Consider the following 21,032-nt stretch of genomic DNA (forward strand, 5'->3'; position numbering starts at 1 on the left):
CGCAAAGCGGACAGGCTCAGGCGTCAAGCGCCGCCTTGATCTCACCCTGCACCGCGTCAATCGCGCCCAAACCATCCACGCGCGACAGCATGCCCTTGGCGTAATAATACCCGATCAGCGGCGAGGTCTGTTTGTAATATTCCATCAGGCGCGTCTTGAGGCTCTCCTCATTGTCATCCGCGCGGCGCTTGAATTCCTTGGCCTGCCCGCAATTTGTGCAAACGCCATCCGCCGGGATCGGTTTGGAGGCGTCGTTATAGACCTCACCACAGCCTGCACAGGTCGAACGCGCCGTGATCCGCGCCACAAGGGCGGCATCATCCACACGCATTTCGATCACCGCATCCAGCGTCTCGTTTTCTGCGGCCAGCAGCTCGCCCAAAGCATCCGCCTGCGCCAAGGTGCGCGGGAAGCCATCGAAAATGAACCCATTCGCCTTAACCGTTTCAAGCTTTTCGCGGATCAGCCCGATGACGATCTCGTCGGTGACAAGGGCACCGCGCGCCATCACATCAGCCACGATCTTGCCCATCTCCGTACCGGAGTCCTTGGCCTCGCGCAGCATATCACCCGTGCTCAATTGCACCATGCCGCGTGTCTCAACAAGGTGACGCGCTTGCGTCCCCTTACCGGCCCCGGGAGGCCCCAGCAGTATTATATTCATCGCCGAACTGGGCTCCGTTTCTTACGTGGTTTACCGCCCGTCTTGCCGCGCAGCTGCGACTTTTCAAGCAAGCCTTCATATTGATGGGCCAGAAGGTGGCTTTGTACCTGTTGGATCGTGTCCATCGTAACCGACACGACGATCAGAACGGAAGTACCACCAAAGTAGAAGGGGATCGCAAACTGTCCGCGCAGGATTTCAGGCAGAAGGCACACGGCCGCAAGATATCCAGAGCCCAAGACCAACACGCGGTTGACCACATATTCCAGGTATTCGGAGGTTTTCTTGCCCGGACGGATGCCCGGCACAAAGCCGTTCTGGTTTTTCAAGTTGTCGGCGACGTCATCCGGTTTGAAGCTTACGTTGAACGTATAGAAATAGGCAAAGAACACGATCATCACGACAAAGAACGTCAAATAAAGCGGCTGACCAGGTCCGAAATTCGCCAAGAGCCAGGACATCACCGGATTGGTGGAATTTCCCGAAAAAGTGCTGATCGTGACGGGCAGCAACAACAGCGAGGAGGCAAAGATCGCCGGGATGACGCCCGCTGGGTTGACCTTGACCGGAAGGTGGCTGGAGCCCCCGTCATACACCTTCATGCCCACCTGACGGCGCGGATATTGTATGTGGATCTTGCGCAGCGCCCTCTCCATGAACACCACGAACATGATCGTGGCGACCACCATGACGAGCACGCCGACGATCACTGCCGGGCTAATTGCGCCGGAGCGGCCAGAAGCAAAGAACTGCGCCATGGCGGCGGGAACCTCGGCGATGATGCCGACGAAAATGATCAGCGAAATACCATTACCGATGCCGCGTGCGGTGATCTGCTCCCCCAGCCACATCAGGAACATCGTGCCCCCGACCAGCGTAATCACGCAAGAAGCGCGGAAGAACATGCCCGGATCGGTAACGATATCGCCGGCTTCCAGGCTGACCGCGAGGCCGTATGCCTGGAGCGTGGCCAAAAATACCGTACCAAATCGCGTATATTGGTTGATTTTCTTGCGGCCCTGCTCGCCCTCTTTCTTCAACTGTTCCAGCTTGGGCACCATCGAGGTCAAAAGCTGCACAATGATCGAGGCCGAAATATAGGGCATGATCCCAAGGGCAAAAATGCCCATCCGCCCCAGCGCACCACCGGTGAACATGGACACCATGCCGCCGATGCCCTGCCCCGCCTGCTCCATAAATTCGCGTAACGCGACACCATCGATACCCGGCACGGGGATGAACGTCCCCAGGCGGTAAACGATCAGCAGACCAAGCGTGAATAGGATACGGTTGCGAAGGTCGGTTGCTTTACCCAAGCTCGACCAGCTGGTGTTTGCAGCCATGCTTTCAACGGCAGATACCATTTAGGGCTCTCTTTCGATACGGATACGCCGCCCGGGCCGTTTTCCGGCGGGGCGGCGTAAAGGAAAACTAGAATGTATATGTAAGCGGCACGGACGCCGCCCACAAGCCTAATCCTCGTGCTTAAGCGTCCGCCTTCTCCGCGACGGGGGCCGTTGTGGTCAGCGACCCGCCTGCTTTGGCCACTGCGTCGATGGCGGATTTGGAGGCACCCGTGACTTCGATCGTCAATTTGCCGGTCACATCGCCCTTCGCCAACACGCGGATTCCATCGAGTTTGCGGCGGATAAGGCCGGATTCGATCAATACATCCTCGGTGATCGTTGCGGAGGCGTCGATCTTTTTGGCGTCAATGAATTTCTGGATCAGACCGAGGTTCACAACTGCGTATGATTTGCGGTTTGGCTTGGTGAAGCCACGCTTTGGCAGGCGTTGGTAGAGCGGCATCTGCCCGCCTTCATACCCGTTGATCGACACACCCGAGCGGGATTTTTGACCCTTGATACCACGGCCACCCATCTTACCGGTGCCGGAACCGGGACCACGACCAACGCGCTTGCGTTTCTTGGTGGCACCTGGATTGTCGGAAAGTTCGTTTAATTTCATTGTCGCTTCTCCTTTTGCCGGATGTACCCCCCAGCGACGGGAGCGGGCAAACGCGGCGTTTCGATTCTATGATCACGTTTAGGGGTGATCTTGGGCGTATAGACGGGGTTGCAGGGTGGATCAAGAGCCAGTTTAAATCCAGCGGAGTGGCAAAGGTCATTGTCACCGAACCAATGGCTAAAAATGATCTTCAATGCGGACACCATAAGCTTTCACTGAAATCGTATCAAGATCGGCTTGGTTGAATTGGTTCAACAAATGGCTATTTTGGCAAACTTGACCGAACACGGCGAGCGACTGGCTTGCGAACGTATTGACCATAACAATTTGGTGTGTTGGCTATGAACTTGTAGGGATTTTTTGATCTGGAGTAATACGCATGCCGTTTTCTAAAATGATTTTGGTTACTTCTATGCTGGCCATAGCCGGATGTGCGCCGAATATGGACTTTGGCGCTAATCCGACGACTTTTGACTACACAGAGGCGAGTGCTTCGGGGTTGTCTGCGGTGCGACCCTATCCAAATCCTGATGACGTTTGCCAAGTGATCCGAGAAAACGAGGCAATTCGTGAACCAGTGACTGATGGTACATTTCTTATTGCATGCCCAAAGCACGAACGAGGCGCGATAAATGATCGGATCAATGAAGGTGCTGAGGTTGTTGGTCACGCCAGAAACTGGACAGTCATGGCTGCTACACCAATCGCTCCATAACGCAGGACTGGCAACATAGCTGGTGTCAAATTTCAGTCGACTTTGCTGGCATTGCCTATCTCAGCGGAAGTTGTGAAACCCTCGTTTTTGGACTTTCAGCAAATCCCCAGCTTTCGACCACCACATACCCCATTCAGTACCATAGAAGATTTTGAAGGTTTCTGCGTCGATCGGGGCAGCCGCTCTCTTTTGATCAAGCAACGTCAGTAGGTCTGGTCTCGCAACCGACATTCATCCACACAAAAAACGCCTCGCAGTTTCCTGCGAGGCGTTTTCATCACTTAAAGGCAAAACCCGGGGCTCCGCCCGTGAATTCCTCAAAGGCTCCACCGGAGCCTTTGCCAGCCCCAAGGCGCCGGACCGGAATTCACCCCTTTTCTTCGATGATCTCAACCATGTGAGAGATCGAGTTCACCATACCACGCACGGAAGGTGTGTCTTCCAACTCGCGGGTGCGATTCATTTTGTTCAGGCCCAGGCCGATCAGCGTCGCACGCTGTTTGGCGGGGCGGCGGATCGGGGAACCGACCTGTTTTACAACGATAGTCTTGGCCATGTTTATGCCTCCTCAGCCACTTGTGCGGAAGAATCCACAGAATCTTCGCGCTTGGGCAGAATATCAGCCACTTTCTTGCCACGACGCTGCGCAACAGACCGCGGGCTCGACTCTTTGCGCAATCCGTCCATGGTGGCGCGGATCATGTTGTAAGGGTTTTGCGACCCGATGGATTTAGACACAACGTCTTTCACACCCAGCATCTCAAAAACGGCACGCATTGGACCACCAGCGATGATCCCGGTCCCCTCAGGGGCGGTGCGCATCACGACCTTACCGGCACCGTGGCGGCCGTGCATGTCATGGTGTAGCGTACGACCTTCGCGCAATTGTACGCGAATCATTTGGCGCTTGGCCTGCTCAGTAGCTTTGCGAATGGCCTCGGGGACCTCTTTCGCCTTACCTTTACCAAAACCGACGCGGCCTTTTTGATCGCCCACAACCACGAGGGCTGCAAAACCAAAGCGCTTACCACCTTTTACGGTTTTGGACACGCGGTTTATCGCGACCAGACGGTCGGCGAATTCCGGTGTTTCGTCACGGTCACGGCGGGGGCCGCGACGGTTTTCACGTTCTGCCATTGAGAACATCCCTTATTTCTGGGCAAGCGCCCGTTTAATTCAATCCCAGTGGTACAAAAGCCCCCGGATCATCGAGGCGGCCAACCCTAGCCGCCTGCGCGTTCTATCCAACGAAGGTGGCCTGAAAGCCCACCTTACGGTGCACGTCGTAAGGTGGGCTTTCAGGCCACCTTCCTTTTAGATCTTCAAACCACCTTCACGGGCGGCATCGGCAACTGCCTTGACCTTGCCGTGAAATAGGAAACCACCGCGATCAAAATACGCCTCCGATACGCCGGCTTTCTTCGCGCGCTCGGCAATTGCCGCACCCACTTTGGTTGCCGCATCGACGTTGTTCTTGCCCACAACACCCAGATCTTTTTCGAGCGTCGAAGCGGAGGCGATCGTTGTGCCAGCCACATCGTCGATCAATTGAACCGAGATATTCTTGTTGGAGCGGTGAACCGACAGGCGCACGCGCCCTGCGTTGACCTTGCGGAGTTTGTTCCGAACGCGCAGGCGGCGTTTCAGGAACAGTTGTCTTTTGCTGTTTGCCATCTGTGTGTTCCTTACTTCTTCTTGCCTTCTTTGCGGAAGACGAACTCGCCCTTGTAACGGATGCCCTTGCCCTTATAGGGCTCGGGTTTACGCCACTGGCGGATGTTCGCGGCGACCTGACCAACAAGCTGTTCGTCAATGCCTTCCACAATCACTTCGGTTTGCTTGGGTGCGGTTACGGTGACGCCAGCAGGCGGCACGTAATCCACATCGTGGGACAGGCCCAGGTTCAAGCGCAGCGTGTTGCCGTTCATCGTTGCACGGTACCCAACACCCTGGATTTCAAGCTCTTTCTTGAACCCATCAGTGACGCCAGTGACAAGGTTTTCGACCATCGTGCGGGACATGCCCCACTGTTGACGCGCGCGCTTGGATTTGCCGCGTGGCGTGATGGTCACAACATTGTCCTCGACCGTTAGGGTCACATCATCCGTTGCATTGAACGTCCGTGTGCCCTTGGGGCCTTTGACTTCGATGGTCTGACCGCTGACTGATGCGCTGACACCGACAGGCAGATCGACCGGCTTTTTACCAATACGAGACATCTTGCTCTCCTTAGAAGACGGTGCAGAGCACTTCGCCGCCGACGTTGGCGCTGCGTGCTGCTTGATCCGACATCACACCCTTGGGGGTGGAGACAATCGACACGCCCAGGCCCTGACGGACAACGGGGATGTCATTGACGCCCATGTAAACGCGACGACCGGGCTTGGAGACCCGCTTCAACTCGCGAATGACAGGTTCGCCCTCATAATACTTCAGGCTGATCTCGATGGCCGGGTGACCGTCTTCGCCGGTCATTTTTTCATAGCCCCGGATGTAACCCTCATCCGCCAGCACATCCAACACCCAGGCGCGCAGCTTGGAGCCGGGCGTCATGACGGTGGATTTGCCGCGCAATTGCGAGTTACGGATGCGTGTCAGCATATCTGCGATAGGATCGTTCATGTGATGCGCTCCTTACCAGCTCGACTTGACCATGCCGGGGATTTGGCCTGCTGAGCCAAGATCCCGCAACGCGATCCGCGAAATTTTCAGTTTTCGATAGTAAGCGTGAGGACGGCCCGTCAGCTGGCAACGGTTGTGCAAACGCACGGCCGAAGAGTTGCGGGGCAGTTTCGCCAGCTTCAGTGAAGCGCGAAAACGCTCTTCCATCGGCTTGCTTTCATCATTCACGATTGCTTTCAGTTCCGCACGTTTGGCAGCATATTTTGCGACCAGACGTTCGCGCTTCTTCTCGCGCTCGATCATTGCTTTTTTAGCCATATCTAAATCCCTCCCGCGCTTATGAATTGAAAGGCATGTTGAACGCTTTCAACAGGCTTTTCGCTTCTGCGTCGGTATGCGCCGTTGTGGCGATCACGATGTCCATTCCCCAGTTTTCATCAATTGTGTCGAAATTGATCTCGGGGAAAACCAGATGCTCTTTGAGGCCCATGGCATAGTTGCCACGCCCATCAAAAGACTTGCCCGATACGCCGCGGAAATCGCGGATACGAGGCATTGCAATCGTGGTCAAACGGTCGAGGAATTCATACATTCGATCCCCGCGCAGGGTCACTTTCGCACCCATCGGCATATCTTCACGCACCCGGAAACCCGCGATGGATTTCTTGGCCGTTGTGGTCAAAGCCTTCTGGCCCGCTATCAACGTCAGATCAGCTTGCGCAGATTTGGCTTTCTTGCTGTCGCGTACGGCGGCGGCACCACATCCGATGTTCAGGACAATCTTGTCCAGACGCGGGATCTGCATGTCGTTTTTGTAACCGAACTCTTCCTTCATCGCAGCACGGATCGTGCTGTGATACAGCGCTTCCAGGCGGGGTGTATATGTTGCAGTATCAAGCATCGATCACATCCCCTGTTGTCTTGGCGAAACGCACTTTCTTGTCGCCGTCCATCTTGAACCCGACGCGTGTGGCTTTGCCCTTGGCATCCACAATGGCCAGATTGGACAAATCAATCGGCATCGCCTTGGGGATGCGGCCCCCTTGGCTTTCCTGGGACTGGCGTGTGGCGCGGATCGAAATGTTGATCCCATCCACAATCGCCTTGCCGGATTTCGGATCAACAGAGGTAATCGACCCCGTCTTGCCCTTATCCTTGCCGGTCAACACGATGACCTTGTCACCCTTGCGAAGTTTAGCAGCCATTACAGCACCTCCGGCGCAAGCGAGATGATTTTCATGAAGTTCTTGCCACGCAGCTCACGCACAACCGGGCCAAAGATACGTGTACCTACGGGCTCATTGTTGTTGTTGAGGATAACAGCAGCATTGCGATCAAAACGGATCGCCGTGCCATCGTCGCGGCGGACTTCCTTGGCGGTGCGAACAACGACGGCCTTGCGGACGTCGCCTTTTTTCACACGACCGCGGGGGATGGCTTCCTTGACCGACACGACAATGATGTCGCCGACGGATGCGTATTTACGCTTGGAACCACCCAGGACCTTGATGCACTGTACACGGCGCGCGCCGCTATTGTCAGCAACATCCAGGTTGGTCTGCATCTGGATCATTTGGTTTCTCCCGACCTTTGGGGGGCCGACGCGTGGCCTTCTCCCCCAGGGTTTCGATTAAGCAGGAGTGCTTCAGGCCTCAGCGGCTTCAAGCACTTCCCAACGTTTGGTTTTGGATCGTGGTGCACATTCGACAATGCGGACTGAATCGCCGACCTTGAATGTGTTCTTTTCATCGTGCGCCCGATATTTTTTGGACTTACGGATTGTTTTCTTCAGAACCGGATGCGTGAAACGACGTTCCACGGATACGGTGACTGTTTGCTCGTTCGCGTCGGAGGTCACGACGCCGGACAGAATACGCTTTGGCATGGGGGCTCTCCTTATTCAGACGCTGCGGCAGACGCCGCTTTTTGGTTCAGCACAGTCTTTACACGCGCCGCATCCCGGCGGGCCTTGCGGATTTGTGCGGCGTTCTCCAACTGGCCTGTCGCTTGCTGGAAGCGCAGGTTGAAGGAGGCTTTTTTCAGATTGGCCAGCTCTTCACGCAGCTGGTCTGGCGTTTTGTCGTGCAATTCCTTGGCGTCCATCGCCCTATTCCTTTCAACATCACGCGCAGGCCGCATCAAATGCGTCACCCTGATTCCCGTGGAGTCCCTGATGAAGGGGCCGTATAGGCCTATGTCGCGCGCATCGCAACCCCTTTCGACGCTGGACTCCAAAGGCGGCAATAGCTCAGGAAGACTGGCGGCGCGGCGCGCCCATCACGTCCAAATCCGCTTCCTTATAACAGGCGGGCATGTCGATGTATTCGACCAGCTGTACTTCCGGCACCCCCATGATGCTATCACGGCAAATATAGCGGGCGTTGGTTGCGCTCAATAACTCTCCGCCCGCATCGAAATGCTGCCACACCACCCAGACCGAATAGTTATTGGTGCGCGACAGGCTCTGGGCCACCACGCGGTTCTGCACCCTGCGCACGCCCATCTGGTAATTTCTGGCGCAATGGTTCTCCATGAAGGCCACAAAAGCCGCCGCACTCTCCAGGACGATCACCTCATCTTCAAGGTAAATAGCACCGGGATAAACGCGCGTGCGCGCTACGGATCTGTGATCCCCATCCTGAAAACACTGCGCCATCGCAGTAAAAAAGGACTCGATAGTCACTATTGTCACACGTCACTCCCGCGTTCTGCGAAGCAAGCCCTGGCAGCGGGCAGCGTTTGAAAGTTGATTAACATTAGGCGAACTATGTACCATAAGGCACAGAGTTTGTAGCCCCCACCTACGCCTCCAGCGCAGAATAGATGGCCCATTTGCGGCACTTCATTGCCTGGAACAGTCGCTTCCTGCGGATGACGCAACGGCACCTTTCCGCAATCCACCTCGCGCGATCTGTTTTCGCTTTTAGGTTGAAAGCCTGTGAGGCAATGGCTCTGATAGCCTCCGCATGCGGCGGCATTGCCAAGCTCGGCCACAGGCCAAGGCCGCAAAACTGCTGGCCGGTGGAAGGCAATGGCTGGATCTGCTCTTCACGGCACAGATTGGCCATAAAGAACCAGGATCATACGTCTAGCCGCGCAATCGGGTTCTGGGCACTTATTGGCGCCACCCTGGTCAAGAAAACAGGCATTCGCCTTCCTGCAAGCGCCCGCTGTGGCCCGACCAGGGTCGGGCCACCTTCGGATCAAAAACCTCAGCAGTTGCCGTCCAGCAGCATCCGATCAAGTTCATTGATCCGTCCCTTGGCAACAGCGACTACGGCTTCTTTATCGTTGCCCGACATGCTCGATAACGGCAACCCGAGCAGAAACACGCCCCAGGCATCACCGTTTGCCGCTCTTTTTTGAGCCGCAGAAGTTGCCGCAAGGTCCTGCGTTACTTTCAAATGCTCGGCATCCAGCTGTTTGCACGAAAAGCCCCGATAGGGCATGCCAGCCACATCGATTGCGGCAATACGTTCAGGCTGCTGTGCACATCCAGCGACCAAAACGGCCAGTCCAAAATGCAAAATCACTTTCATCATGTAAGTCTCACTAAATTTTTTTCTTAGAAGCTCTTTCAATCGAATCTTCCGCGCTCCAGCGACACGTTACGCATTCAAAAACCGCGCCTCATAATCTCGCCAGAAATACAGTAAATTCTGATCGCGAGAGACGTGCATTAAGAAAGAGTTAACGGCAATAATAAATTCTAAAATCGGTTAAATTATTATCAGAATGCACTTTTTGCGGTATATTTTCACCTTAAGCGGAAGTCCGAAGCCCTAAAGCAATTTTTGGTTGCGCCGTGACATCTCACTTCCATTATTGTTTGGCTTGGGAGGAACAATCGCCCCGCAGATTTATGGAATCCGCATGGCGGTCATTGCCTAAGGCGCGGGCTGAAGGTATCAAGGTCAGTATGAAAATAGTCCCCAAAGAAACCACCGATGATGCCCTTATTCAGGAATACCTCAATAAGGGCGGCAAGGTCAGCGTTGGTAAAACCAAACCTCTTCCCGCTGATCTGGGTCTGAGTAAAAACACCTGGAACCAGAAGCTGACCCGCGAAGAGAAAGCCGCGCGCGATAAAAAGTGACCGCCCAAAGGGTCACGAGGCATTTCTGAGCGAAACACGCGCTATGAATTCAGGTAACCACCCAGAATTGCGATCAACGCGCCGACATGCACCACCATGATCGCGCGATCTTTCCACAACACCCCGACCAGAAACCACAGAATGATCCCGATAACAAAGGCCAGGACGTTCCACGGCACGATGTTGAGCCCGGTAAGCGCATAGCCCACCAGCTGAACAACCGTCGCAACCCATTTGATAATATCGACCCGTTTCATCATCCGAACTCCCACAGAGGTTGTCGCAAGATTTCGGACCAGTCGTTAAGGTGGATTAATTTGTGAAAGAAGTGATCCCAAATGACGAAACGAAAGAATTATTCGCCCGATTTCAAAGCTAAGGTTGCGCTTGAAGCAATTCGCGAGGAGATGACGTTGGCGGAGCTGTCCAAGAAATATGGCATTCACCCGACGCAGATTGGGACATGGAAATGCGCGGCGATAGAGAACCTGGCGACGGCCTTTACGCGCCGAGGGTCCGTCGCTGAGCAGGTGCAGCCCCAGAACAGGTGAGCATTGCGGACGTCGACAAGTTGCATTCTGTCAACCGGCAGGTGATTGCCTGCAATCACTGAGAGGGGAAGATCGGCCAGCTGGTGGTGGAGCGGGATTTTTTGGCCCCCTCCCGGCAGCATGCTGCGCATGCGCCTGTCGGGCAGTGGATGCCTCGCATCAGTTGCTCGGGACGCGAGGCAAAAATGGTGAGTAAGGAGCACAAGCTGAGTGTACGCCGTCAATGCAAGCTGCTGACGCTGACCCGATCCCACTTGTACTATGAACCGAAGGGGGAGAGCGCTGAGAACCTACGGTTCATGGAAATCATTCACTGCCCGGCAGGGTTATGCGAAGCATGATCCCGAGAGGGGATAAGCAATTCCTCGAAACGCCATGGTAGGGGTCACGTCAAATGGCGCGGTGCATGCAACGCAACAACCACAAATGCGGTCGCCATTGCGTGCGCCCTCTCATGCGGCTCATGCGTTTGGTCCCGATCTATCAGGAACCCAACACGAGCAAGAAACATCCCCAGCATAAGATCTGGCCGTATTTGCTTAGGAAAGCCGTGATCGACCGCCCGAACCAGGTATGGTGTGCTGACATTACCTACATCCCGATGCGGCGTGGCTTTCTGTATCTGGTGGCAATCATGGATTGGTACAGTCGCAAAGCCCTTGCTTGGCGGTTGTCCAACAGCATGGACGCGGACTTCTGCGTTGAAGCCTTGAAAGAGGCACTGGCAAAGCACGGCAGGCCAGAGATATTTAATACGGACCAAGGCAGCCAATTTACCAGTGGTGCTTGGATCGACGTGCTCACGGATGCAAAGATCAAGATCAGCATGCCTCTCGTGACATTGCTACGCAATGCACTGACGGTAATAGATGGCAAAGCTGCCTGGCGGGACAATCGCATGATTGAAAGGCTTTGGCGATCACTGAAATACGAATGCGTCTACCTGAACGCCTTTGAGGCGGGTTCAGAAATGCGGGCGGGGATCAGCAAATGGCTGACCTATTACAACTCTGAGCGCCCACATTCGACCCGCGGCATATTGACCCCCAATGAGGCCTATGTCAGCAAAACAGAACCAATGAGATTGGCAGCCTAAATGAAACCCTGATCCATCTTAACAAGGCTGCAAACTGGTCGGAAAAGTAAGACCAACTCTTAACGATGCCACTTGGAACAGCGCTCGCTGGTAGCGCGCAGGTTTCTTTAAAAACCCGCTGTAGCGCCCTGTTTCAATCCTGCATTCTGCGATATTGGACGCGCATGAGCCAAATATCATCCCTCTTCGTGACCCGCCTTTATCAAGCCGCCCTCTCTGAGCACGGCAAACCCATTGATGCCGCCGAGTTGGAGGCCTCCTGCTGGTCCATCGCCCAGGACGATGAAGCCGGACAAGAGTGGTGTGACGAAAACGGCTTTCCGGGCTATACCAGTTACGCCTCTTTGACCGACTTGCCTTATCGCTTTCCGATCTTCAAAGATCTGGTCAAGGTGTTGAACAAGCACGTCAAAGCCTTCGCCCAGGACCTCAACTTCAATCTTGATGGGCGCAAGCTGAAGCTTGAGGACATCTGGATCAACATCCTCCCCCCCGGTGGCATCCATACCGGCCACATCCACCCCCATTCCGTGATCAGCGGCACCACCTATCTGGCCGTGCCCAAAGGTGCCAGCGCGATCAAATTCGAAGATCCACGCTTGGCGATGATGATGGCCGCCCCCGCGCGCACCAAGGACGCGCGCGCAGAAATGCGCACCTTCCACTATGTCACGCCCGAACCCGGCGAGGTTTTGCTCTGGGAAAGCTGGCTGCGTCATGAGGTTCCGCTGAACATGGCGGAAGCGGAAAGAATATCCGTTTCATTTAATTACAACTGGGGCTGAAGGGTCTCAGTTCATTGATTTTAAATCAAAGACTTTTATACGCCTAGTTCATTGACCCGCGCGCAGCTGATCGCTCGACTTGGCCAAGTCAGCAGAAAACCGAGGGTGCGGGCTGAAAAGCACAATGTACCCCTCGCACACAAACAACCCGGCGAAGCGCGGCAGAACGTCTATATCGAGGGCGGCAACCGTCTGGCTCACGGCGAACGGATGGGGCACACGCCCTTTGAAACCATCCGCCAGGCACAGGAGCAGAAACCCGAATGGCTCTGGACTAACAACAAACGGCCACCCAATGGGTATCGCCAGCATAGTCGCTCAGTTTTCAGAACGAACGACCCTGAGCGAAGGATTGAATATCAGCCCGCAGATATGCACGTTAAAAAGAAATTTTTAATACAAATAGTTACTCAAAATAAACCTTGGCTTCCTAGTGTGATCCTACTGTTGAAAACAGTGCTCACCAAGGTGCAGAATGCCAATGAATGTAAATTTGAGCCGAAGATCATCCGTTTCCTGGGCGTTCTTAATTTGTGCTTTTGCCGTTTGCGGTTCCACAACCAGTGCGCTGACTAGGAACGTTTGCGATCGGGCCGCGATCTTAGCGTCCAATGAAACAAGCGTACCAATCTCTGTACTGCTTGCCGTGACGCGGACCGAAACCGGACGAACAAGCGCCGGCACTTTGGAACCATGGCCTTGGGCCGTCAATGTTGCCGGAGAGGGGTCGTGGTTGCCAAACCGCTCTGACGCCGAAGACCTTGCAAATCAGATCATCGGCACTGGAAAACGAAACATTGATATCGGTTGTTTCCAGTTGAACTATCGGTGGCATGGGCATGCTTTTTCTTCGGTTTCGGAAATGTTCGATCCGGTTTCCAATGCCAGATACGCGGCAGAATTCTTATCCCGCCTTTTCGCCGAAAAGGGCGATTGGACCAATGCTGTGGGTGCGTTTCATTCAAGGACGCATGAGTTTTCCGAACGATATAAGAAGAAATATAAGGCAATCTATGCCGATCTCAAAACCCAAGGCTCTGGCCTGCGCCACACGCCACCGGTTTCATCCGAACAGAATCAATTTCCTCTCTTGAAACCCTCCACCGTACGGCCGCTGCGCGGATCACTGGTGCCGCTTGGAAATAGCGGAAATAGACGAAGCCTGGTTTTTCACGGAGGGGAGATATAGTCATGCAAAACCTGAGCATAAAGGCTTTGTTCAACCCGACGATCATGCTCGCTGTCGCCTTGATGGCGGTGATCGTGATGATGATTCTGCCCATGCCGTCCTGGGTGCTGGACATCGGATTGGCCGCATCATTCGCCTTGGCTATCCTGATCTTCACGATCACTTTGTTTATCGAACGCCCTCTGGATTTTTCGGCGTTTCCCACCATCTTGCTGGCATCCCTGATGTTGAGGCTGTCTCTTAACGTTTCTTCGACGAAGCTCATCATTGGCGAGGGGCACACCGGTACGGACGCCGCAGGCGGCGTCATCGAAGGCTTTGCGCAATTCGTCATGGGGGGCAGCGTTTTCCTGGGTCTGGTTGTATTCTGTGTCCTGTTGATCGTGAATTTCATGGTCATTACCAAGGGTGCGACGCGTATGGCCGAAGTCGGGGCGCGATTTGCCCTGGATGGCATGCCCGGCAAGCAACTTGCGATTGACAGCGATATGTCTGCGGGTGCCATCACGCATGCGGAGGCCAAGGAACGTCGCGAAAGAGAGCAACAGGAAACCACATTCTTCGGCTCGCTTGACGGTGCCTCCAAATTCGTAAAAGGCGACGCGGTTGCTGGATTGTTAATCACCCTGCTGAATTTGGTCGCGGGCCTCATCATGGGTATCGTGGTTCATGACATGCCCCTCGGGCAAGCTTTTGAAACCTATGCAATGCTGACGGTCGGCGATGGTTTGGTTTCACAAATCCCTGCCGTCGTGATTTCCATAGCATCCGCGTTGCTTCTGGCGCGGGGCGGTGCACAGGGTGCAACCGATCTGGCGGTTTTCAGTCAGTTAGGAAAACACCCCTCTGCGCTTGCAACAGTCGCAGGACTCATGGTGCTGTTTGCGCTGTTTCCAGGGCTTCCCTTTGGCCCTTTCATTTTTGGCGGAGCAGTCCTCGGTTTCGTCGCGTACGTGATGTATCGCAAGGCGAAAACGGCCGGTGACAAAACAGATCAGGAAGAAGCGGTTGCGATTTTACCAAAAGAAAAATCACTTGGCGACATCCTGGAGTTGGATGACATTCACGTCGAGTTCGCGCCCGACCTCGTGAATATGGTTCTGGACCCTGGAACCGGCCTTGATGCACGCATTTCCAACATGCGCACACATGTCGCTTCGGTATTCGGGCTTATCCTTCCTGAAATCAGATTGACCGACAATGCGATCCTGCCCGTCGGAACATATGTGTTGCGTATTCAGGGGGTTGAGCAGGCACGCGCCAAGCTCAATCCCGATCAAATCCTGGCTCTCGTGCCCGAAGAAGCGTCCTCGCTCCCAAGCGGTACGGACACAACCGAACCGGTTTACGGGGCCCCAGCGAGGTGGATCAACCATCGCCACCAGGAACAGGCTGCCTTGGACGGGCTGACCCTAGTCACCCCCGCCGAGGTTCTGGCCACACATCTTCTTGAAACGGTCAAGCGGAACTTCAGCCGCTTGCTGTCTCTCAAGTCGCTCCGGCGCCTGCTGGCAGAAATGGTCAATGTTTCCGAGCCCACGCGCGCTGAAGCGAACCGCAAATTGCTTGATGAAATGATCCCCGATAAGGTCCCGATTGATGTTTTGCATGCAGTGTTGCGCCTGCTTTTGGACGAACAGGTTTCGATCAGAAATCTGCCTCTGATTTTGGAGGCTACGGCCGAAGCACGCACCCACAACACACAACCAGAAGCAATATGCGAACACGTGAGACAGCGCCTTGGGTTCCAGTTGATCGCCGAAATGAAACGAGACGACGGTACATTGCCGCTCATCCAACTGGCACCGGAATGGGAGGATACATTCAACACCTACCAGGTTGAAGCAGACCGAGGGTTGGATATCGCATTGCCCCCCGATCTCTTCAATATGCTGGCCGAAAACATGTCGGAAAAACTGCAATCGGCCAGCCAGAACGGGATCAATGCTGCCATCGTGACGAACACCCGTCGCCGTCGCTTTCTGCGCACCGTCATGCGTGCAAAGGGTATGTCAAATCCGGTTCTCTCTTTTGAGGAGATCGGGCTTGATGCACGTCCTTCACTTGTAGGGGTCGTTGCTGCGTGACAGCTTTGGCGGATCTCGCACCCATGATGAACAGCGCCCTGTGGCATGGTTTCATGGTGTTTTTACGGGTTGCCGCGATGGCCGCCATGTTACCCGCCTTCGGAGAGGAATCCGTACCTGCCCGCATCAAGCTGGTCATCGCCTTTGCCTTCACGATCATTGTCAGCCCTGCGGTTACCAGTATCGCGATCCCGCAGGGCACAGGAGACTTGCTCATTTTGATCCTAACGGAAACGCTTTCCGGTTTGGTGCTGGGGATTGGCATAAGGCTCTTTGTTCTGGCGCTCCAGACAGCCGGCACAATTGCGGCTCATTCCACCTCATTATCACAGGTTTTTGGCGGGTCCGGCGTCGATCCAATGCCCGCTATGGGGTATATCCTGATTGTTGGCGGCCTGGCTTTGGCGGTCATGACAGGGCTGCATATAAAAGCGGCGCAGCTGGTGATCCTATCTTATGATTTCCTGCCCATGGGGCGGTTTACCGAAGCGTCCATCATTTCAGACTGGGGGGTGTCGCAGGTCGCGCGCGCCTTTACGCTCGCTTTCACCCTAGCCGCACCGTTCATCATTTTGTCTGTGCTCTATAATGTTGCGCTTGGGGCGATCAATAAAGCCATGCCGCAACTCATGGTCGCTTTCGTCGGCGCACCCGTCATAACCGCCGGCGGTCTATTTTTGCTACTCATGTCTGCGCCATTGATCTTGTCGGTCTGGGTCGAAGCCATGGATGGATTTTTGATCAATCCCTTTGGATCGATCCCATGAGCCAGGGAGATGATCAAAGCGACAAGACCTATGACGCGACGCCGCAAAAACTCTTAGAGGCGCGCAAGAAAGGGGAGATTGCCCGATCGACCGAACTGCTGACGGCCTGTGCTTATGCGGGGTTGTTACTTGCTTTCGTCGCCGTGGGCGGCAGCAGTTTGACCCATCTGGGAACAACGATGATGGTGATGATTGACCAACCGGCGCAGTTGGCACCATTGTTTTTTGGAGGCGCGTCCGGAGCACCGACGCAGGGGATCATGCGCGCCGTTGCTTGGGCCGTTTCGCCCTTTTTCCTAGTACCGGCGCTTGCCGTTTTACTTTGCCTTTTTGCGGTCCGTGGGATTGTTTTCGCCCCGACGAAAGTGGCACCGAAGATCTCAAAAATATCCATAATCGCGAACGCCAAGAACAAGTTTGGACGTACAGGTCTATTCCAATTCGCGGTCAGCTTTTCCAAGCTCCTGATCTATTCCGCCTGTCTTGCGCTCTTCATTGACTGGCGGTTGGAGGAGATGGTGGCCGTTCTGCAAACGAACCCTCGTATTGTGGTATCCCTCCTTGCCGAAATCTGTTTGAAATTTCTGCTGGTCGTTGTGATCGTTTCTGGAGCGATTGGTGCAATTGATGCCATTTGGCAGCATTTTGAACACCTTAGAAAAAACATGATGTCGCGCAAGGAGATCATGGATGAGAGTAAAAACAACGAAGGTGATCCCCATATGAAGCAGGAGCGCCGCCAGCGGGCACATGCAATTGCAAGTTCGCAGATGATGGCAGATGTGCCCGGAGCGGACGTTATTGTGGTTAACCCAACCCATTATGCCGTCGCTTTGAAATGGGAGCGCAAACCTGGCCAGGCGCCCGTGTGTGTCGCCAAAGGGGTCGATGAAATTGCCCTGCGTATCCGGGAAATCGCTGCAGAAAACAATATTCCGATCCATAGTGACCCCCCCACGGCACGCGCTCTGCATGCGACAACGCAAATCGGCGATGAGATTTCGCCAGATCATTATCGCGCTGTAGCGGCGGCTATTCGTTTTGCTGAAGCAATGCGCCAAAAGGCGAGGCGCAAATTTCAGTGAACCTTGATAACTTGAAAGAAATCCATGCGTTGGTCGAGGCTAGGTACGAAACCAGACGCCAGGCGTTCCAGCGTCTTGTGAAAAAAGAAAACGACTTGCGTCAGGAACTTCGCCGCCTTGATGATCAGGCGCGGTCCGCGAACCTCCAGGGTGATACAGACATGCAGACCATCGGTGCCGACGTCATCTGGAAAGCATGGGTCGGGAAGGCAAAAACTTCTCTCAATATCAAACTGGCTTTGATTTTAGCCGAAAAAGAACAACATATCCGACAAGTCAAACAGGCGTATGGCAAAGTCATCGCCGCTGAAAAGCTGATCGGCGACCTGTCACGTGAACAAATTAAACGCGTGGAAAAGAAATCACTGGATGATGCCATGATTGCAGCAATTTTTGGATCTTCTTCCAGTCAAACCTCTTCCGATTGAGGTTCACTCCTCCGAGAGGCTCGATCATAGCCTTTGACCGGTCGATCTGCCTGCAATCTTTGCCCTTATGATTGCGGTTAAATTCGACAGACCGATTGAGAGGAAATAGAGGGGCGGCGCTCCATGGCTGAGCGATCAATTTCCCGCAAGGCGCGGTGAATTGATGAGAGGTGAACGGATACGCCGTATGCGTCTTCCAGCGCGCCCGATAGTGCATGCAATGTTATGTCTGGTTCGGCACGGATAATCCCGATTAAGAAATCCTTATACGGTGCCAGCTGGCCAAATCCGGCCCACCGGCCCGCCCTGTGGTCTGGGCGTGACGTCGCGCCGCTCTCGTTTGTCCGCAGCATAACGCACCGCCGTTTTCGCGGGTTCTTAACCACCATTCTAAAGTCGCCAAAAATAAGTTGTTGTTCTTACTTGTCTAATAGAGTTCTTCCGAGATAACTTCATCCTGATTTTCAAAAACCAGTATTTCGAGAGAGAGCCGTCGCTTCGGGCGTGGTTTTGCAGCCAAGGATCCACGCCTAATATGCGGAGTGCTCGGCTCAGAGGGCGATCGCGCGTCAAGTTTCCCTTTCAACAGCGCCGTGGGACGACGGAGAAACCTTTGAACCTCGGTTGCGTATGAGTGTCGGACGCTCCTAACCATTTATATCTTTCTTGAACGTTCGGGGTGCTGCAAACTGCCCATTCCAAAATTCGATCTGACGGCAAAACCTTGGGCTTTGATCTCCCGAAACCGGATGCTTAAGGAAGGCTTGGTACGCGCCGGGTTCTCATATGGAAAAAGGACTTATCGCACGGGAACGTAATCGGCCTGCGCTGCGCAGGGCAAGGCGGGGGTGAATCAACCACCGCCAGCCGCGCATGCGCCAGGAGCCACACAGACTGGTCTTTATTGCTTCTGGGGACATTGCTGCGCAATACCCTGCCAGCCAGCGGATGAGACAGCCGTAAAAACCAATGTCACGCGGCTGTGCGGACGGGCACCTATAGGCGAGCGCCTCCTTGGCACCGCGGCCTTTGGAAAACGGGGTACGCAGACTTTCATTGCCGGGCTGCGCTGATCGCGCCGTGGGTGATCACGGGTGCACTGGACGGGCGCGCCTTCGACACCTGCGTTGGAACCCGGAACGGTGGTCATTCTCTCCTCTCCTTGATTGCTCTGCAATCAACTGCCGGGCAAGGGACAATCTTTCCACCCACAAAAGCCCCCGCGCAGCGCAGGCGTTAAGAATGCTGGTTCCTGTTCTTGCCGCCCTACTCCCGCGACCTCAACCCCACCTCTCGGGACATTGCTGCACAATACCCTGAAGGCCAATGATCGAGATGGCTTTCTCAAAGCTCAAAGCCCATCTGAGACGGATCGGGCCAAAAACGTTTGATACAAACTTCCAGGCCCTCGGCGACATTTGTGATCTGTTTGATCCAAACGAATGCTGAAACCTCCTCAAAGCTGCCGGATACGCCTCAGATTAAATGCAAAATGCCTTAAAATCCGAATGGCCGCTACATATGGATTCAAAACGAAATTCGCGGAATCTTTGTCCCGATTTCGAGACAACTTTACCCCGATTTACAGTTTTTTAATGCGTCCAAGCGCCACGACGCCCTGTTGCAAAATTCTCGCCGTACCCGCCGGGACGAATGTTAGCACGACGTTTCTTGGGCTCCTGAACATCGGCGGTGATGTTATTTTCTCTGGCGTATTCGATCGCCGCTTCTTTCGTTTCAAACCGCAAGCGCACCTGACTTTGCATATCCGAGGAAGAGGTCCATCCCATCAACGGATCAACTTCGCGCGCGGAAGCCGGCGCAAACTCAAGCACCCAGGAATGCGTCTTTGCGGTGCCCGACTGCATGGCCGTCTTGGTGGGCTGATAGATGCGTGCACGCATGAAGCTGCTCCTGAATTACAATACTATCAATTATCGAGGATTTGGTTGCGTGGAGCAAGTCACCTTTTACGCCCCACTCCGGTAATCTCTTCGCATTCGCCAAAAATCAGTCATAAATTGAGGGCGGTTAAGACTTCGCTAACTGTAATTCAGCAAAATCCGACTCGCACCGACCCAACGAGATAGATTCGCTTTATCATGACACATGGATTTTCCGAAGCAGCCCTGCGCGGGCTCGAAGAACTTGACCGTCGTATCCCCAGTGGGGTTGATACAAAACCTTTGGACAGGAACGAATATTCAGGGCACGGAGGCGGACCATCACCGCATTACGTCGGGCATCGCGAACGGCTTCGGACCCGGTTCTTGACTGGCGGCCATGGGGCCATGCCTGAATACGAACTTCTCGAATTACTCCTGTTCAATGCGATAGAACGCATAGACGTCAAGCCACTGGCCAAGCGGCTCCTGTCCACTTTCGGGGATTTGAACGGGGTCATTGCCGCTTCTGAACACCGGCTATTGCAGGTACGGGGCACAACCAAAAAGGTCTACATCCAACTGAAACTGATCGAGGCATTTGCGCATCGCATGGCGCAGGCAAAAGTGTTGGAGCATTGCGCGTTATCGTGTTGGGACGATTTGATCGATTATTGCCGCACGGCCATGGCGTACCGTGATACCGAACAGTTTCGCATCCTGTTTCTGGACAATAAGAACGTCGTCATCGCTGATGAAGAACAGGCGCGCGGCACGGTCAACCACGTACCCGTCTACCCGCGCGAAGTCGTAAAACGTGCGCTGGAACTTAACGCCTCGGCGCTCATTCTGGTGCATAACCACCCCTCCGGTGACCCCTCTCCAAGTCAGGCGGACATCACAATGACCGACAGTATCGTATTGGCCAGCCAAGCCATCGACGTGCGTGTGCATGATCATGTGATCATCGGGAAAACCTCTGAAAGCTCCTTCCGCAGCCTTGGATTGCTGTAACGGGAAGCTCCGTCTTTCCTGACAGTTTTTGGCAAGAGGCCCTTGTCGCCCCTTGAACCTGGCTGGAATCATGACACTTTGG

Annotated in this window: 29 protein-coding genes and 1 pseudogene; 12 read left to right on the forward strand and 18 right to left on the reverse strand. The window is 54.5% G+C overall.

Annotation, left to right across the window (positions count from 1 at the left end; all coding sequences use genetic code 11):
• Positions 1-16: 16 nt before the first annotated feature.
• From ROLI_RS16640 to rplO, 3 genes are all read right to left on the reverse strand, one after another.
• Entirely contained in the window at positions 17-664 is a 648-nt protein-coding gene (locus tag ROLI_RS16640) for an adenylate kinase (protein WP_187431563.1), read from the reverse strand.
• Positions 661-2,028 carry a preprotein translocase subunit SecY gene (gene secY, locus ROLI_RS16645; RefSeq protein ID WP_187431562.1) on the reverse strand — a complete coding sequence of 456 codons (1,368 nt, stop codon included), beginning with the start codon at positions 2,026-2,028 and terminating at the stop codon, positions 661-663. Before secY ends, ROLI_RS16640 begins: the two co-directional genes overlap by 4 nt.
• A gap of 121 nt (positions 2,029-2,149) precedes the next feature.
• The gene (gene rplO / locus ROLI_RS16650) at positions 2,150-2,632 is read right to left on the reverse strand and encodes a 50S ribosomal protein L15 (protein WP_187431561.1); all 483 of its coding nucleotides are present in this window, start codon (positions 2,630-2,632) and stop codon (positions 2,150-2,152) included.
• A 379-nt stretch (positions 2,633-3,011) separates the two neighbouring features.
• Here rplO and ROLI_RS16655 point away from each other — a divergent pair, with 379 nt between their 5' ends.
• Entirely contained in the window at positions 3,012-3,347 is a 336-nt protein-coding gene (locus ROLI_RS16655; RefSeq protein WP_187431560.1) for a hypothetical protein, read from the forward strand.
• Positions 3,348-3,714: 367 nt separating this feature from the next.
• Here ROLI_RS16655 and rpmD read toward each other — a convergent pair whose 3' ends face one another.
• From rpmD to ROLI_RS16720, 13 genes are all read right to left on the reverse strand, one after another.
• On the reverse strand, positions 3,715-3,903 hold the full coding sequence (gene rpmD / locus ROLI_RS16660) for a 50S ribosomal protein L30 (protein ID WP_045997893.1): 189 nt from the start codon (positions 3,901-3,903) through the stop codon (positions 3,715-3,717).
• Positions 3,904-3,905: 2 nt separating this feature from the next.
• Positions 3,906-4,484 (reverse strand): 30S ribosomal protein S5, encoded by a 579-nt coding sequence (rpsE, locus tag ROLI_RS16665; RefSeq protein ID WP_187431559.1) that lies wholly within the window; start codon positions 4,482-4,484, stop codon positions 3,906-3,908.
• A 177-nt stretch (positions 4,485-4,661) separates the two neighbouring features.
• The gene (gene rplR / locus ROLI_RS16670; protein WP_187431558.1) at positions 4,662-5,021 is read right to left on the reverse strand and encodes a 50S ribosomal protein L18; all 360 of its coding nucleotides are present in this window, start codon (positions 5,019-5,021) and stop codon (positions 4,662-4,664) included.
• Positions 5,022-5,032: 11 nt separating this feature from the next.
• The gene (gene rplF, locus ROLI_RS16675; RefSeq protein WP_187431557.1) at positions 5,033-5,566 is read right to left on the reverse strand and encodes a 50S ribosomal protein L6; all 534 of its coding nucleotides are present in this window, start codon (positions 5,564-5,566) and stop codon (positions 5,033-5,035) included.
• A 10-nt stretch (positions 5,567-5,576) separates the two neighbouring features.
• Positions 5,577-5,969, reverse strand: a complete 393-nt coding sequence (rpsH, locus tag ROLI_RS16680) for a 30S ribosomal protein S8 (RefSeq protein WP_187431556.1) — start codon at positions 5,967-5,969, stop codon at positions 5,577-5,579.
• Positions 5,970-5,981: 12 nt separating this feature from the next.
• A complete protein-coding gene (gene rpsN, locus ROLI_RS16685; protein ID WP_187431555.1) occupies positions 5,982-6,287 on the reverse strand; it encodes a 30S ribosomal protein S14 in 306 nt (101 codons plus the stop codon).
• Positions 6,288-6,306: 19 nt separating this feature from the next.
• Positions 6,307-6,870 carry a 50S ribosomal protein L5 gene (rplE, locus tag ROLI_RS16690; RefSeq protein ID WP_187431554.1) on the reverse strand — a complete coding sequence of 188 codons (564 nt, stop codon included), beginning with the start codon at positions 6,868-6,870 and terminating at the stop codon, positions 6,307-6,309.
• On the reverse strand, positions 6,863-7,174 hold the full coding sequence (gene rplX, locus ROLI_RS16695) for a 50S ribosomal protein L24 (RefSeq protein WP_187431553.1): 312 nt from the start codon (positions 7,172-7,174) through the stop codon (positions 6,863-6,865). The genes rplE and rplX overlap by 8 nt, the downstream gene beginning before the upstream one ends.
• Entirely contained in the window at positions 7,174-7,542 is a 369-nt protein-coding gene (gene rplN / locus ROLI_RS16700) for a 50S ribosomal protein L14 (protein WP_025045929.1), read from the reverse strand. The genes rplX and rplN overlap by 1 nt, the downstream gene beginning before the upstream one ends.
• Before the next feature lie 72 nt (positions 7,543-7,614).
• On the reverse strand, positions 7,615-7,854 hold the full coding sequence (rpsQ, locus tag ROLI_RS16705; RefSeq protein ID WP_187431552.1) for a 30S ribosomal protein S17: 240 nt from the start codon (positions 7,852-7,854) through the stop codon (positions 7,615-7,617).
• An 11-nt stretch (positions 7,855-7,865) separates the two neighbouring features.
• Entirely contained in the window at positions 7,866-8,072 is a 207-nt protein-coding gene (gene rpmC / locus ROLI_RS16710) for a 50S ribosomal protein L29 (protein ID WP_187431551.1), read from the reverse strand.
• A gap of 145 nt (positions 8,073-8,217) precedes the next feature.
• Entirely contained in the window at positions 8,218-8,661 is a 444-nt protein-coding gene (locus ROLI_RS16715; RefSeq protein WP_187431550.1) for a hypothetical protein, read from the reverse strand.
• A gap of 520 nt (positions 8,662-9,181) precedes the next feature.
• The gene (locus tag ROLI_RS16720) at positions 9,182-9,550 is read right to left on the reverse strand and encodes a hypothetical protein (RefSeq protein ID WP_262386637.1); all 369 of its coding nucleotides are present in this window, start codon (positions 9,548-9,550) and stop codon (positions 9,182-9,184) included.
• A gap of 338 nt (positions 9,551-9,888) precedes the next feature.
• Between ROLI_RS16720 and ROLI_RS16725 the strand changes: the two genes are divergently transcribed.
• The gene (locus ROLI_RS16725) at positions 9,889-10,065 is read left to right on the forward strand and encodes a hypothetical protein (RefSeq protein ID WP_187431549.1); all 177 of its coding nucleotides are present in this window, start codon (positions 9,889-9,891) and stop codon (positions 10,063-10,065) included.
• 41 nt (positions 10,066-10,106) lie between these two features.
• Here ROLI_RS16725 and ROLI_RS16730 read toward each other — a convergent pair whose 3' ends face one another.
• A complete protein-coding gene (locus tag ROLI_RS16730) occupies positions 10,107-10,322 on the reverse strand; it encodes a DUF6552 family protein (protein WP_187431587.1) in 216 nt (71 codons plus the stop codon).
• A gap of 81 nt (positions 10,323-10,403) precedes the next feature.
• On the opposite strand from ROLI_RS16730, the gene ROLI_RS23985 reads away from it, so the two are divergent.
• From ROLI_RS23985 to ROLI_RS16770, 9 genes and pseudogenes are all read left to right on the forward strand, one after another.
• Positions 10,404-10,616: a transposase gene (locus ROLI_RS23985; RefSeq protein WP_187431548.1), complete on the forward strand. Its 213-nt coding sequence runs from the start codon at positions 10,404-10,406 to the stop codon at positions 10,614-10,616.
• A gap of 170 nt (positions 10,617-10,786) precedes the next feature.
• Positions 10,787-11,712: pseudogene (locus ROLI_RS16735) on the forward strand (IS3 family transposase); the annotation flags it as partial.
• 164 nt (positions 11,713-11,876) lie between these two features.
• Positions 11,877-12,497 carry a TIGR02466 family protein gene (locus ROLI_RS16740; protein ID WP_187432301.1) on the forward strand — a complete coding sequence of 207 codons (621 nt, stop codon included), beginning with the start codon at positions 11,877-11,879 and terminating at the stop codon, positions 12,495-12,497.
• A 51-nt stretch (positions 12,498-12,548) separates the two neighbouring features.
• Positions 12,549-13,073 carry a hypothetical protein gene (locus ROLI_RS16745; RefSeq protein ID WP_187432302.1) on the forward strand — a complete coding sequence of 175 codons (525 nt, stop codon included), beginning with the start codon at positions 12,549-12,551 and terminating at the stop codon, positions 13,071-13,073.
• 157 nt (positions 13,074-13,230) lie between these two features.
• The gene (locus ROLI_RS16750; RefSeq protein WP_187432303.1) at positions 13,231-13,686 is read left to right on the forward strand and encodes a transglycosylase SLT domain-containing protein; all 456 of its coding nucleotides are present in this window, start codon (positions 13,231-13,233) and stop codon (positions 13,684-13,686) included.
• Between the two features lie 2 nt (positions 13,687-13,688).
• Positions 13,689-15,773 carry a flagellar biosynthesis protein FlhA gene (flhA, locus tag ROLI_RS16755; protein ID WP_187432304.1) on the forward strand — a complete coding sequence of 695 codons (2,085 nt, stop codon included), beginning with the start codon at positions 13,689-13,691 and terminating at the stop codon, positions 15,771-15,773.
• Positions 15,774-15,796: 23 nt separating this feature from the next.
• Positions 15,797-16,540: a flagellar biosynthetic protein FliR gene (locus tag ROLI_RS16760; RefSeq protein ID WP_187432307.1), complete on the forward strand. Its 744-nt coding sequence runs from the start codon at positions 15,797-15,799 to the stop codon at positions 16,538-16,540.
• Positions 16,537-17,625, forward strand: coding sequence for a flagellar type III secretion system protein FlhB (flhB, locus tag ROLI_RS16765; protein WP_187432305.1), 1,089 nt, complete (start codon positions 16,537-16,539; stop codon positions 17,623-17,625). The genes ROLI_RS16760 and flhB overlap by 4 nt, the downstream gene beginning before the upstream one ends.
• Complete coding sequence (locus ROLI_RS16770) at positions 17,622-18,053, forward strand: hypothetical protein (RefSeq protein WP_187432306.1); 432 nt, start codon at positions 17,622-17,624, stop codon at positions 18,051-18,053. The genes flhB and ROLI_RS16770 overlap by 4 nt, the downstream gene beginning before the upstream one ends.
• Positions 18,054-19,645: 1,592 nt before the next feature.
• Here the strand turns inward: ROLI_RS16770 and ROLI_RS16775 are convergent.
• Entirely contained in the window at positions 19,646-19,957 is a 312-nt protein-coding gene (locus tag ROLI_RS16775) for an ETC complex I subunit (RefSeq protein ID WP_187431018.1), read from the reverse strand.
• Positions 19,958-20,155: 198 nt separating this feature from the next.
• Here ROLI_RS16775 and radC point away from each other — a divergent pair, with 198 nt between their 5' ends.
• A complete protein-coding gene (gene radC, locus ROLI_RS16780) occupies positions 20,156-20,950 on the forward strand; it encodes a DNA repair protein RadC (RefSeq protein WP_187431019.1) in 795 nt (264 codons plus the stop codon).
• Positions 20,951-21,032: the final 82 nt, after the last annotated feature.

It is taken from the genome of Roseobacter fucihabitans (genome assembly GCF_014337925.2).
Classification (GTDB): domain Bacteria; phylum Pseudomonadota; class Alphaproteobacteria; order Rhodobacterales; family Rhodobacteraceae; genus Roseobacter; species Roseobacter fucihabitans.

Coding starts and splice junctions, on each gene's coding strand:
- ROLI_RS16640 (WP_187431563.1), bottom strand. CDS start 664: ATGAATATAATACTGCTGGGGCCTCCCGGGGCCGGTAAGGGGACGCAA.
- secY (WP_187431562.1), bottom strand. CDS start 2,028: ATGGTATCTGCCGTTGAAAGCATGGCTGCAAACACCAGCTGGTCGAGC.
- rplO (WP_187431561.1), bottom strand. CDS start 2,632: ATGAAATTAAACGAACTTTCCGACAATCCAGGTGCCACCAAGAAACGC.
- ROLI_RS16655 (WP_187431560.1), top strand. CDS start 3,012: ATGCCGTTTTCTAAAATGATTTTGGTTACTTCTATGCTGGCCATAGCC.
- rpmD (WP_045997893.1), bottom strand. CDS start 3,903: ATGGCCAAGACTATCGTTGTAAAACAGGTCGGTTCCCCGATCCGCCGC.
- rpsE (WP_187431559.1), bottom strand. CDS start 4,484: ATGGCAGAACGTGAAAACCGTCGCGGCCCCCGCCGTGACCGTGACGAA.
- rplR (WP_187431558.1), bottom strand. CDS start 5,021: ATGGCAAACAGCAAAAGACAACTGTTCCTGAAACGCCGCCTGCGCGTT.
- rplF (WP_187431557.1), bottom strand. CDS start 5,566: ATGTCTCGTATTGGTAAAAAGCCGGTCGATCTGCCTGTCGGTGTCAGC.
- rpsH (WP_187431556.1), bottom strand. CDS start 5,969: ATGAACGATCCTATCGCAGATATGCTGACACGCATCCGTAACTCGCAA.
- rpsN (WP_187431555.1), bottom strand. CDS start 6,287: ATGGCTAAAAAAGCAATGATCGAGCGCGAGAAGAAGCGCGAACGTCTG.
- rplE (WP_187431554.1), bottom strand. CDS start 6,870: ATGCTTGATACTGCAACATATACACCCCGCCTGGAAGCGCTGTATCAC.
- rplX (WP_187431553.1), bottom strand. CDS start 7,174: ATGGCTGCTAAACTTCGCAAGGGTGACAAGGTCATCGTGTTGACCGGC.
- rplN (WP_025045929.1), bottom strand. CDS start 7,542: ATGATCCAGATGCAGACCAACCTGGATGTTGCTGACAATAGCGGCGCG.
- rpsQ (WP_187431552.1), bottom strand. CDS start 7,854: ATGCCAAAGCGTATTCTGTCCGGCGTCGTGACCTCCGACGCGAACGAG.
- rpmC (WP_187431551.1), bottom strand. CDS start 8,072: ATGGACGCCAAGGAATTGCACGACAAAACGCCAGACCAGCTGCGTGAA.
- ROLI_RS16725 (WP_187431549.1), top strand. CDS start 9,889: ATGAAAATAGTCCCCAAAGAAACCACCGATGATGCCCTTATTCAGGAA.
- ROLI_RS16730 (WP_187431587.1), bottom strand. CDS start 10,322: ATGAAACGGGTCGATATTATCAAATGGGTTGCGACGGTTGTTCAGCTG.
- ROLI_RS23985 (WP_187431548.1), top strand. CDS start 10,404: ATGACGAAACGAAAGAATTATTCGCCCGATTTCAAAGCTAAGGTTGCG.
- ROLI_RS16740 (WP_187432301.1), top strand. CDS start 11,877: ATGAGCCAAATATCATCCCTCTTCGTGACCCGCCTTTATCAAGCCGCC.
- flhA (WP_187432304.1), top strand. CDS start 13,689: ATGCAAAACCTGAGCATAAAGGCTTTGTTCAACCCGACGATCATGCTC.
- ROLI_RS16760 (WP_187432307.1), top strand. CDS start 15,797: ATGATGAACAGCGCCCTGTGGCATGGTTTCATGGTGTTTTTACGGGTT.
- flhB (WP_187432305.1), top strand. CDS start 16,537: ATGAGCCAGGGAGATGATCAAAGCGACAAGACCTATGACGCGACGCCG.
- ROLI_RS16775 (WP_187431018.1), bottom strand. CDS start 19,957: ATGCGTGCACGCATCTATCAGCCCACCAAGACGGCCATGCAGTCGGGC.
- radC (WP_187431019.1), top strand. CDS start 20,156: ATGACACATGGATTTTCCGAAGCAGCCCTGCGCGGGCTCGAAGAACTT.